Raw genomic sequence first — 12094 nt, 5'->3', positions numbered from 1 at the left:
GTTCCGTGCGTACGCTCTGCGCTTCGACCCTGATCGGCGAGGTCTTCCTGATCGGCTTCGCCGGTCTCGTCGCCATGAAGGACCCCGACCTGTCCATGTCGACGGTGTGGACGGTCAGCGGCATCGCCATGCTGCTGTGCGTGCTGCTCTGCGGTGTGATCACCCGCCCCGGCGGGGTGCAGCTCGGCTGGGCCCTGCAGATCGCGCTCATCGCGTCCGGCTTCATCATGCCGACCATGTTCTTCATGGGCGCGATGTTCGCCGCGCTGTGGTGGGCGTCCGTGCACTACGGCCGGAAGATCGACGAGGCGAAGGCCCGCTTCGCGGCGCAGGCCGCGGGGGCCGGCCCAGCCGGCCCTGACGCTGCGTAACACCCGCCCGGACCGGCCCTGTAGCCTCTGACCACCGCACACACGTGACCCGAATGGAGCCACCCTCGTGACTCAGCGCACCCTCGTCCTGCTCAAGCCCGACACCGTCCGTCGCGGCCTGACCGGCGAGATCATCGGCCGGATCGAGCGCAAGGCTGGCTGGCGGATCACCGCGCTGGAGCTGCGTACGCTGGACCAGGAGACGCTGGAGCAGCACTACGGCGAGCACAAGGGCAAGGTCTTCTACGAGCCGCTCGTCGAGTTCATGGCCTCCGGCCCCGTCGTCGCGCTCGTCGTCGAGGGCGACCGGGTCATCGAGGGTGTGCGCGCGCTCGCCGGACCCACCGACCCGATCGCCGCCGCCCCCGGTTCCATCCGCGGCGACTACGGCGTGATCGTGCGCGAGAACCTCATCCACGCCTCCGACTCCGAGGAGTCCGCCGAGCGTGAGCTGAAGATCTTCTTCCCCGGCCGCGACTGAGCCGCAGCCCGAACCGCCGACTGAGGGATCGTCACCTCACCCGGATGTCTGACCTGGGACGGCCGCCGAAAACCGGCCGTCCTGCGGCATATGCGCGCCGATCGGGGGAACGCCTACCCCCGAACGCTCGTCTCCACAAGCGAGACGGCACATCGCATGCTGACAATGGCGAAGACCCTCGCGTGGTGTTCGTGCAGGCGCGACTACGATGTAAGCCTTGCAAGCCTGTTCGTCACCGCACCCACTTCGCCGCCCCAAAGCAGAGCCATCACACGCTTCACTTGGGAAGGCCAGTCGAATCCTGATGGGGAACTCAATGTCGTTCATCGGCCGTGACATGGCTGTCGACCTCGGGACCGCCAACACGCTGGTGTACGTCAGGGGTCGCGGGATCGTACTCAACGAGCCGTCCGTCGTCGCGATCAACACCAACACCGGTGGCATTCTCGCGGTCGGATCGGAAGCGAAGAAGATGATCGGTCGGACGCCCGGCAACATCGTTGCCGTGCGCCCGCTCAAGGACGGCGTCATCGCCGACTTCGAGATCACCGAGCGGATGCTCCGCTACTTCATTCTGAAGATTCACAAGCGGCGGTATCTCGCCCGTCCCCGTGTCGTCGTCTGTGTGCCCTCGGGCATCACGGGCGTCGAGCGCCGCGCCGTCATCGAGGCCTCGTCCCAGGCCGGCGCGCGCCAGGTGCACATCATCGAGGAGCCCATGGCCGCGGCCATCGGCGCCGGCCTGCCGGTCCACGAGGCCACGGGCAACATGGTGGTGGACATCGGCGGCGGTACCACGGAGGTCGCGGTCATCTCCCTCGGCGGCATCGTCACCGCCCAGTCCATCCGTGTCGCTGGTGACGAGCTGGACAGCTCGATCATCCAGCACATCAAGAAGGAGTACTCGCTCCTGCTGGGTGAGCGGACTGCCGAACAGATCAAGATCACGATCGGTTCGGCGTACGACCTCGACGCTGACGAACACACCGAAATCCGAGGCCGGGACCTGGTCTCCGGCCTGCCCAAGACGGTCGTGATCTCCGCGGCCGAAGTACGCAAGGCGATCGAGGAACCCGTCAACGCGATCGTCGACGCCGTGAAGACCACCCTCGACAAGTGCCCGCCCGAGCTGTCCGGCGACATCATGGACCGCGGCATCGTTCTGACCGGCGGCGGGGCCCTGCTCCGCGGACTCGACGAACGGCTGCGCCGTGAGACCGGCATGCCCATCCACATCGCCGAGGACCCGCTGGACAGCGTGGCGCTCGGCTCCGGCAAGTGCGTGGAGGAGTTCGAGGCGCTCCAGCAGGTGCTGGACGCGTCGCCGCGCAGATGACGTAACTCTTCGATTCCGCCGTACGAGATGATCCCCTCTCGTGCGGCGGATCGTTGGTATAGAGGCATAAGCTCCCCCGAACAACTCTTGAGGAAGGCACGCCGCCGCACGTGAGGGACACACGAGAGAGCCGGCTGCTCCTGGTGCTGCTGGTCGCCGTCGCGTTCGCGCTGATCACGGTGGACATCCGCGGTGGGGAGGAGTCACCGGTCGACGGTGCCCGGCAGGCCGCGGCAGCCGTCTTCGGCCCGGTCGAGGACGGGGTGGCCACCGTGGTCGACCCGGTCGGCGACGCCGTCTCGGCAGTACGCGACTCCGGTGACCGGCACGACCGGCTCGCCACGCTGGAGAAGGAGAACGCGGCGCTCAAGGCCCGCCTCGGCAGCAGCGACCGCAACCGCAGCCGCCTCAGCCAGCTCGACAAGATGCTGAAGACGGCCGGCGCCGGCCAGTACGGCATCAAGGGCGCCGAGGTCATCGCCATAGGAGCGGCCCAGGGCTTCTCCTGGACGGTCACCATCGACGTCGGCGCCGACGACGGCATCAAGCGCGACATGACCGTCCTGAACGGGGACGGACTCGTCGGCCGCGTCACCACCGTAGGCCCCAGCACCTCGACCGTGCTGCTCGCCAACGACCCGGACTTCACGGTGGGGACGCGGATGGAGGGCAGCGACGAACTGGGCTTCGCCTCCGGGCAGGGTGACCGGCCGCTGCGCGTCCAACTCCTCAACGGCAAGGCCAAGGTCAGCAAGGGCGACCGGCTGGTCACCTTCGGCTCGCAGGCCGACAAGCCGTTCGTCCCGGGCGTACCCGTCGGCTTCGTGTCCCGGGTCGACCCGTCAGGCGGCGACCTGACCCGCACGATCTACGTCACGCCGTTCGTCGGCTTCACCAAGCTCGACATCGTCGGTGTCGTCGTCGAGGCCCCGCGCAGCGACCCGCGCGACACCGTCCTCCCGGCCAGGCCGAGGCCGACCCCCACGCCGACGGTCACCGTGACGGTGACACCGTCCGCGTCCGCGTCCAACGGCCAGTACCAGCAACAGCAGTAGGAGCTGAACTTCTCCCATGCGTGTCAACCGGATGCTCCTCTCCACCGCCCTGGTGGTCGTCGCCATGGTGATCCAGGTGAGCGTCCTCGCCCGCCTCCACCTCCCGGGCGCCGTCCCCGACCTGCTGCTGCTGACCGTCCTCGGCCTCGCCCTGGTGTACGGACATGTCGGCGGCGCCCTCGTCGGCTTCGGCGCCGGACTCCTCGCCGACCTCGCTCCGCCCGCCGACCACGCGGCCGGCCGCTACGCCCTCGTGCTGTGCCTCGTCGGCTATCTGGCCGGCCTGGTGAAACCCGAGAACGGCCGGCTCAAGTCGGCCACCGGCCCGATGGCCGTCGTGGTCGCCGCGGCCGTCGGCACGACCCTCCTCTACGCCGGTGTCGGCGCCCTCGTCGGCGACACCGCGGCCCGCCATGTCGGCCTCCCCAGCCTGCTGTTCACAGCCGCGCTGTACGACCTGCTGCTCGCGCCCTTCGTGGTCCCCGGCATCATGTTCCTGGCCCGCAGAGCGGAGAACGACCCGCTCGCCGAGGCCAACTCCGCGGCCAAGAAGACCGACATCTCCTCGGGCTGGCTGTCCTCCGGCACCGGCCTGAGCATCGGCAGTCAGCGCGGCGGCCTGAAGGCGAAGGCGGCCCGCTCGAAAGCCGCCCGCGCCGGCCGCATCAAGGGGGTCAAGCGCCTGTGAACGCCTATCAGTCGAACCCCGACACCCACGCCCACAGCTTGCTCGTGTACTCGTATGCCTCGTACGTCCGCGTCCCGCACGCGCACTGAGAGGCGGAGGCAGCACCAGTGACCAACATTCCCGAGACCGGCCGGACGCCACGCGTCCAGATCCGTCTCGTCGTCATCCAGATCCTCGTCCTCTCCCTCCTCGGCACCCTCGGGGGCCGGCTGTGGTACCTCCAGATCCGCGAGGGGGACGCCTACGCCAAGGAGGCGTCCGGCAACCACGTACAGCAGGTGGTGCAGCCCGCCGTACGCGGGTCGATCCTCGACGCGCGCGGGGTGCCGATCGCGGACAACGAGACGCGTCTCGTCGTCTCCGCCTCCCGCACCGACCTGCTGAAGATGAAGGACGACGGCGATGCCGTCCTCACCAAGCTCGCCGGGGTCCTGGGCCTGAAGCCCCAGGAGGTCAAGGACAAGGTCCGGCTGTGCGACGCCAAGACGCCGCAGCCCTGCTGGAACGGCTCGCCGTACCAGCCGATCCCCATCACCGACGAGGCCACCCCCCGCCAGGCGCTCCAGATCCGCGAGCGCTCCGAGGACTTCCCCGGCATCACCGCCGAACCCGCGGCCGTACGCCGCTACGCGGGCCCCGGCGGCTCCAACACCGCCCAGGTCCTCGGCTACCTCTCCCCGGTCACCGACGAGGAGATCACCAAGGCGCGCGACACCGACTCGCCCTACCTCCGCTCCGACCAGGTCGGCCGGTCCGGCCTTGAGCGGGAGTACGACAAGGAACTGCGCGGCAAGGCCGGCGTCACCCGCTACGAGGTCGACAACCTCGGCCGCGTCATCGGCACCGCCGAGGCGGACCCCGCCCAGTCCGGCTCCAACCTCGTCACCAGCATCGACGCCCGCGTCCAGCGGGTCGCCGAGTACGAGCTGAACAACGCGATGAAGCTGGCCCGCAAGGAGCACGACAACAACACCGGCGAGAACTACAAGGCCGACGCGGGCGCGGTCGTCGTCATGGAGGCCAAGACGGGCCGAGTCGTCGCCATGGCGTCCAACCCGAGCTACGACCCGAACGCCTGGGTCGGCGGCATCTCCGCCAAGGACTACGCCAAGCTGACCGGCAAGAACTCCAACTACCCGCTGCTCAACCGGGCGATCCAGGGCCAGGCGGCCCCCGGCTCGATCTTCAAGGCCATCTCCACCGCTGCCGCCGTCGACGCCGGCTACCCCTTCGACGGCCACTACGACTGCTCCAGCTCGTACTCGATCGGCGGCCAGGTCTTCAAGAACTACGAGTCCAAGGGGTACGGCCCGATCAGCCTCGGCCGCGCCATCGAGGTCTCCTGCGACACCGTCTTCTACCGTCTCGCGCACCAGGAGTGGGTGAAGGACGGCGGCCTGAAGCCGAAGAAGGACGCGAAGAACTGGTTCTACACCACCGCCCACAAGTTCGGCCTCGGCGCCGTGACCGGCATCGACCTGCCCAACGAGGTCGCCGGCCGCGTCCCCGACCGCAAGTGGAAGCAGGACTACTGGAAGGCCAACAAGGCCTCCTGGTGCAAGTACGGCAAGAAGGGCGGCTCGTACGCCCAGCAGATCGCGTACGAGAACTGCCTCGAAGGCAACCTCATGCGCGCCGGTGACTCCGTCAACTACTCGATCGGACAGGGCGACATCCTCGTCACGCCGATACAGATGGCGACGATCTACTCGGCGATCTCCAACGGCGGCACCCTGTACGACCCGACCGTCGGCAAGGCGATCGTCAGCGCCGACGGCAAGTCCGTGCAGGCGATCGCGCCCAAGTCGCACGGCAGGCTGCCGATCACCCCGGCGACCCTGAAGGACATGAACGGTGCCTTCGAGGGAGTCGTCACGCGCGGCTCGGCGGCCTGGCGGTTCGGTGGCTGGCCGCAGGACAAGATCCCGATGCACGCCAAGACGGGTACGGCCGAGGTCTACGGCAAGCAGACCACCTCGTGGTTCGCGACGTACACCAAGGACTACACGATCGTCATGACGATCTCCCAGGGTGGTACGGGCTCCGGAGCCTCCGGCCCGGCCGTCCGCAAGATATACGAGGCTCTCTACGGCGTCTCCCCGGACGGCAAGATCGACAACAGGAAGGCGCTGCTGCCCACCCCGCAGAAGAGCCTCCCGAAGATCGAGTCGGACGGCTCGATCGACGCCCCGAAGATCAAGCCGTACGTGCCGCCGAAGGAGGCCACCGAGGAGACGCTCGCTCTCGCGGGCGGCCAGCTCCCGCCGGCCACGGTCGCGTCCGAACGGACGGGCACCGACCGAGCCCACCGCCGGCGCGGGCGGAGTAAGCGGCGTACGCAAAGGACGACGACATGACCGGCGCGAACACCTTCTCGGTCTCCGGCTACGGCCCCGAACGCTCGTCCCTGTCCCGTCTGCTGGCCCGCGACTCGCTGGCCCGCAGGCTGGACTGGCCGATACTGCTGTCCGCGCTCGCGCTGTCCTTCATCGGCGCGATCCTGGTCTACTCGGCGACCCGCAACCGCACCGAGATCAACCAGGGCGACCAGTACTACTTCCTGATCCGGCACCTCATGAACACCGGCATCGGGTTCTGTCTGATGATCGGTACGGTCTGGCTCGGCCACCGCAACCTGCGCACGGCGGTGCCGATCCTGTACGGCCTTTCCGTCCTCCTGATCCTCATGGTGCTGACCCCGCTCGGCGCGACCGTCAACGGCGCCCACGCGTGGATCGTGTTCGGCGGCGGCTTCTCGCTCCAGCCGTCGGAGTTCGTGAAGATCACGATCATCCTGGGCATGGCCATGCTCCTGGCCGCCCGGGTCGACGCGGGCGACAAGCCCTACCCCGACCACCGCACGGTCCTCCAGGCGCTGGGCCTGGCCGCCGTACCGATGATGGTCGTCATGCTGATGCCCGACCTCGGGTCGGTCATGGTCATGGTCATCATCGTGCTCGGCGTGCTCCTCGCCTCCGGCGCCTCCAACCGCTGGGTCTTCGGCCTGCTCGGCACGGGCGCCCTCGGCGCGGTCCTGATCTGGCAGCTCGGCGTCCTGGACGAGTACCAGATCAACCGCTTCGCCGCCTTCGCCAACCCCGAACTCGACCCGGCCGGCGTCGGCTACAACACCAACCAGGCGCGCATCGCGATCGGTTCCGGCGGCCTCACCGGCACCGGCCTGTTCCACGGCTCCCAGACCACGGGCCAGTTCGTGCCCGAACAGCAGACCGACTTCGTGTTCACGGTCGCGGGGGAGGAACTCGGCTTCGTCGGCGCCGGCCTGATCATCGTGCTCCTGGGCGTCGTCCTGTGGCGCGCCTGCCGTATCGCCCGGGAGACGACCGAGCTGTACGGCACGATCGTCGCCGCCGGGATCATCGCGTGGTTCGCGTTCCAGGCCTTCGAGAACATCGGGATGACCCTGGGGATCATGCCGGTCGCCGGTCTGCCACTGCCCTTCGTGTCATACGGAGGATCGTCGATGTTCGCCGTGTGGGTGGCGGTGGGGCTGTTGCAGTCGATCAGGGTGGAGCGGCCCATGTCGGCGTAACGCTCCGCTGGAGGGACGGTGAGGTGAAGTCGGTCCGGTGCGGCGCCGTTGTGGCTGGGCGCGCAGTTCCCCGCGCCCCTACAGGGCGCGGGGTTGTCGGCCCGGCGACGGTCGTGGGACTGCCGTCGGAGGCCGATCGTGACTAGATTCAGTTCATGGCGGACACAAAGCGGGAAATCGAGCGAAAGTATGAATCCGACGACAGCGGACTGCCCGACCTGACCGGCGTCGCCGGAGTCGCGGACGTCCTCGACAAGGGCACCGCCGAACTCGACGCGACCTACTACGACACCTCGGACCTGCGGCTGGCCGCGGCCTCGATCACGCTGCGCCGCCGCACCGGCGGCTCCGACGCCGGCTGGCACCTGAAACTCCCGGTCGCCCCAGGAGTGCGGGACGAGATCCAGTTCCCGCTCTCCGACACCGTCCCCGACGAACTGACCGGGCTGGTCCGCGCCCACGTCCGCGAGGGCCAGCTCGTGCCAGTCGTACGGCTGCGCTCCACCCGCGACCTGCGCGACCTAGTCGACACCGACGGCCGCCGGCTCGCCGAGGTCGGCGTGGACACCGTACGGGCGGAGCGGCTGTTCGGCGGTGAGGGCACCGCCCAGTGGACCGAGATCGAGGTGGAGCTCGCCGACGGCGAGGACCAGCGCGTCCTGGACAAGGTGGACAAACGCCTCCGCAAGGCGGGCGTACGGCCCTCGAAGTCCGCGTCGAAGCTTGCCCGGGCGCTGGCGGAGACCAAGGGTGGCCGTCCCCGGCCCAAGGACGAACCCGCCGAGTCCGTCACCGCCGGAGACCACGTCCTCGCCTACGTCCGCGCCCAGCGGGACGCCGTCCTCGATCTCGACCCGGCCGTACGCCAGGACGCCGAGGATGCCGTGCATGACGTGCGGGTCGCCACCCGCCGGCTGCGCAGCACCTTCAAGTCCTTCCCCAAGATCCTCGACCGGAAGGTCACCGACCCGATCGGTGACGAGCTGAAGTGGCTCGCCGGCGAGCTGGGCCTCGGCCGCGACCAGGAGGTCCTGGCCGAACGGCTGGGCGAGGCCCTCGACGAACTGGCCCCCACTCTCCTCCACGGGCCCGTCCGGGACCGGCTGGGCGCCTGGTCCAGGGCCGAGCACGGCAGAGCGCGCCGCCGGCTGCTCGGCGTGCTCGACTCCCCGCGCTATCTGACGCTCCTCGACACCCTGGACGCCGTGGTCGCCGAACCGCCGGTCCTCAAGGCGGCGGCGAAGAAGCCGGACAAGCGGCTCGCCAAGGCCGTACGCAAGGACTTCGCGAAGGTGTCCGCGCTGGTCGAGGAAGCCATGGAGCAGCCGCCCGGCACCGACCGCGACCTCGGGCTGCACGAGGCCCGCAAGAAGGCCAAGCGCACCCGCTACGCCGCCGAGGCGGCCACCCCCGCCCTGGGCGGCCCGGCCAAGACGCTCACCAAGTCGATGAAGTCCCTCCAGAGCCTGCTCGGCGACCACCAGGACAGCGTCATGGTCCGCGTCACTCTGGGCGAGCTGTCCGCCGTGGCGCACGCGGCCGGGGAGAACACCTTCACTTACGGGCTGCTGTACGGGCGCGAGGAGTGGCGGGCCACGAGGATGGAGGAGGCGCTGCCCGGGGAGTGGCGGACGATTCAGGGCGCGATGGAGGTCTAGCACCCGGTTTCGCACCGGTTTCCCACCGGTTCGGAGCGGTTTTCACGCGGGCGGGGGAGTCCTCCGGGCGGGTTACGCTTGGTGGTCATCCCCCGTCAGCTCACGAAGGTAACGCCGCGATGTCTGCCGAGTCGGTTTTCCCGCAGCTCGAAGCCCTGCTCCCGCATGTGCAGAAGCCGATCCAGTACGTGGGCGGCGAGCTCAACTCCACGGTCAAGCCCTGGGAGGACTGCGACGTCCGCTGGGCGCTCATGTACCCGGACGCGTACGAGGTCGGGCTGCCCAACCAGGGCGTCATGATCCTCTACGAGGTGCTGAACGAACGGGAGGGCGTCCTCGCCGAGCGTACGTACAGCGTCTGGCCCGACCTTGAGGCGCTGATGCGGGAACACGGCGTCCCGCAGTTCACCGTGGACAGCCACCGGCCCGTGAAGGGCTTCGACGTGTTCGGGCTGTCCTTCTCCACCGAGCTGGGCTACACGAACATGCTGACCGCCCTGGACCTGGCGGGCATCCCGCTGGAGTCCAAGGACCGTGGCCTGGACGACCCGATCGTGCTGGCGGGCGGCCATGCGGCCTTCAACCCCGAGCCGATCGCGGACTTCATCGACGCGGTGGTCATCGGCGACGGCGAGCAGGCCGTCCTCGACATGACGGACATCATCCGCGCCTGGAAGGCGGAGGGTCGTCCGGGTGGCCGCGAGGAGGTCCTGCTCCGCCTCGCGAAGACGGGCGGCGTCTACATTCCCGGGTTCTACGACGTGGAGTACCTGGCGGACGGCCGGATCGCCCGCGTCGTACCCAACAGGTCCGGAGTCCCGTGGCGGGTGTCCAAGCACACGGTCATGGACCTGGACGAGTGGCCCTACCCCAAGCAGCCCCTGGTCCCGCTCGCGGAGACCGTCCACGAGCGCATGTCGGTCGAGATCTTCCGCGGCTGCACCCGCGGCTGCCGCTTCTGCCAGGCCGGCATGATCACCCGCCCGGTGCGGGAGCGGTCGATCACGGGCATCGGCGAGATGGTGGAGAAGGGCCTCAAGGCGACGGGCTTCGAGGAGGTGGGCCTCCTCTCCCTCTCCTCGGCGGACCACTCGGAGATCGGCGACATCGCGAAGGGGCTCGCGGACCGCTACACGGACGACAAGATCGGGCTGTCGCTCCCGTCGACCCGCGTGGACGCCTTCAACGTGGACCTCGCCAACGAGCTGACCAGGAACGGCCGCAGGTCCGGTCTGACGTTCGCGCCCGAGGGTGGCAGCGAGCGCATGCGCAAGGTCATCAACAAGATGGTGTCCGAGGAGGACCTCATCCGGACCGTCTCCACGGCGTACGGCAACGGCTGGCGCCAGGTGAAGCTGTACTTCATGGTCGGCCTGCCGACGGAGACCGACGAGGACGTCCTCCAGATCGCCGACATGGCGACGAACGTGATCGCCGAGGGCCGCAGGGTCTCCGGCCAGAACGACATCCGCTGCACGGTCTCGATCGGCGGCTTCGTGCCCAAGCCGCACACCCCGTTCCAGTGGGCCCCGCAGCTCTCCGCCGAGGAGACGGACGCGCGCCTGACGAAGCTCCGGGACAAGATCCGCGGCGACAAGAAGTACGGCCGCTCGATCGGCTTCCGCTACCACGACGGCAAGCCCGGCATCGTCGAGGGCCTGCTGTCCCGCGGCGACCGGCGCATCGGCGCGGTGATCCGCGCGGTGTACGAGGACGGCGGCCGCTTCGACGGCTGGCGCGAGCACTTCTCGTACGACCGCTGGATGGCCTGCGCGGACAAGACGCTGCCCGACTTCGGAGTCGACGTCGACTGGTACACGACACGTGAGCGCACCTACGAGGAGGTCCTCCCGTGGGACCACCTCGACTCGGGCCTCGACAAGGACTGGCTGTGGGAGGACTGGCAGGACTCCCTCGACGAGACAGAGGTCGAGGACTGCCGGTGGACGCCCTGCTTCGACTGCGGGGTGTGTCCGCAGCTCGACCTTGACATCCAGATCGGCCCGACGGGCAAGAAACTGCTGCCGCTGACGGTCAAGCAGCCCGCGGGGAGTGGGCACAGCCACTGAGTGTCTGTGGCAGCCCGTTATGAGGTGCCGCAAGGGGTGTCCGACAGGTCGGTCGTCGACCTGTCGGACACCCCTTTTCCGTGTTCCCCGGGTTAGCTGTTGTCAGCGCCCGTGGTCGGTGTGTTCAGGAGCTGCGTCCATGCGGCGTCGCAGCTCAGGGTGGCTGGGGTGGTGGTCAGCACCTGGTCGCAGCGAATCTCGTAGACCGTTCCGATGGTCGTGATGAGGTCGAACTTGATGCGCTCACTCGCCTGTTGCCTATTGACGGACGCGCCGCAGGCGAAGCCTGTCGCGGCGCTGTCGGGGTAGTTGGTCCTGCCGCTGAGGTCGGTCCAGAGGAAGGGGGGAGCAGGGTTGGGCCCGCGGAGGTCACGGATGCCTGCGTAGTAGCTTCCGTCGGTCAGCGCGGCGCGGAGCTCGAAGGCGCCCGTGTTCTGCTGTGCGTCGATGTCGGAACAGGGTGCGATGGTTCCGGTCGGGCCGGTGACCCCCGGGGGGCCGGTGGGCCCTGTGACGCCCGGCTGGCCCTGGGGGCCGGTCGGACCCGTGGCGCCGGTCGCGCCCTTCGGGCCGGTCGGACCCGTCGGGCCCTGGCACTTGTCCTTGCCGCCTTGGGCGGCCGAGAGGGCGTCGCGGTGCTTCGGCCCCTGCTGCTTGCACTTGTCCTTGCCGCCGCTGCTGTAGCGGCTCGCTCCGGTGGCGTGGTCGCCCATGCCGCGTGCGGCGGCCGCGGCCGGACTGGCCACGCTCGCGGCCAGGACCAGTGCGAGCGAGGCCGTCATTCCGGCCTTCTTGAACCTGTCCCGCGCCAGCGGCCCGAGAAGCGAACGCGTCCTGTACTCAGGACTCATCGGTGTGCTCCTTGTGTCGACTTGTCTTGGCT

General features: G+C 69.0%; 10 protein-coding genes. 9 read left to right on the top strand and 1 reads right to left on the bottom strand.

Going from position 1 to position 12094, the window contains the following annotated elements:
* The first annotated feature begins 5 nt into the window (after positions 1 to 5).
* From QA861_RS39425 to QA861_RS39385, 9 genes are all read left to right on the top strand, one after another.
* A complete protein-coding gene (locus QA861_RS39425) occupies positions 6 to 371 on the top strand; it encodes a DUF4233 domain-containing protein (protein ID WP_334593638.1) in 366 nt (121 codons plus the stop codon).
* A gap of 67 nt (positions 372 to 438) precedes the next feature.
* Positions 439 to 852 (top strand): nucleoside-diphosphate kinase, encoded by a 414-nt coding sequence (ndk, locus tag QA861_RS39420; protein WP_334593637.1) that lies wholly within the window; start codon positions 439 to 441, stop codon positions 850 to 852.
* Between the two features lie 316 nt (positions 853 to 1168).
* A complete protein-coding gene (locus tag QA861_RS39415; protein WP_334593636.1) occupies positions 1169 to 2188 on the top strand; it encodes a rod shape-determining protein in 1020 nt (339 codons plus the stop codon).
* Positions 2189 to 2298: 110 nt separating this feature from the next.
* Positions 2299 to 3243 carry a rod shape-determining protein MreC gene (gene mreC, locus QA861_RS39410; protein ID WP_334593635.1) on the top strand — a complete coding sequence of 315 codons (945 nt, stop codon included), beginning with the start codon at positions 2299 to 2301 and terminating at the stop codon, positions 3241 to 3243.
* 16 nt (positions 3244 to 3259) lie between these two features.
* The gene (gene mreD / locus QA861_RS39405; protein ID WP_334593634.1) at positions 3260 to 3931 is read left to right on the top strand and encodes a rod shape-determining protein MreD; all 672 of its coding nucleotides are present in this window, start codon (positions 3260 to 3262) and stop codon (positions 3929 to 3931) included.
* A gap of 107 nt (positions 3932 to 4038) precedes the next feature.
* Positions 4039 to 6288 carry a penicillin-binding protein 2 gene (gene mrdA, locus QA861_RS39400; RefSeq protein WP_334593633.1) on the top strand — a complete coding sequence of 750 codons (2250 nt, stop codon included), beginning with the start codon at positions 4039 to 4041 and terminating at the stop codon, positions 6286 to 6288.
* A complete protein-coding gene (gene rodA / locus QA861_RS39395; protein ID WP_334593632.1) occupies positions 6285 to 7484 on the top strand; it encodes a rod shape-determining protein RodA in 1200 nt (399 codons plus the stop codon). Before mrdA ends, rodA begins: the two co-directional genes overlap by 4 nt.
* Before the next feature lie 155 nt (positions 7485 to 7639).
* Positions 7640 to 9142, top strand: a complete 1503-nt coding sequence (locus QA861_RS39390; RefSeq protein WP_334593631.1) for a CYTH and CHAD domain-containing protein — start codon at positions 7640 to 7642, stop codon at positions 9140 to 9142.
* A gap of 119 nt (positions 9143 to 9261) precedes the next feature.
* Positions 9262 to 11211, top strand: coding sequence for a TIGR03960 family B12-binding radical SAM protein (locus QA861_RS39385; RefSeq protein WP_334593630.1), 1950 nt, complete (start codon positions 9262 to 9264; stop codon positions 11209 to 11211).
* A gap of 92 nt (positions 11212 to 11303) precedes the next feature.
* Here QA861_RS39385 and QA861_RS39380 read toward each other — a convergent pair whose 3' ends face one another.
* A complete protein-coding gene (locus QA861_RS39380) occupies positions 11304 to 12062 on the bottom strand; it encodes a hypothetical protein (RefSeq protein ID WP_334593629.1) in 759 nt (252 codons plus the stop codon).
* Positions 12063 to 12094: the final 32 nt, after the last annotated feature.

It is taken from the genome of Streptomyces sp. B21-083 (genome assembly GCF_036898825.1).
Lineage (GTDB): Bacteria > Actinomycetota > Actinomycetes > Streptomycetales > Streptomycetaceae > Streptomyces.
This window is presented reverse-complemented; position numbering and strand designations above follow the sequence as displayed.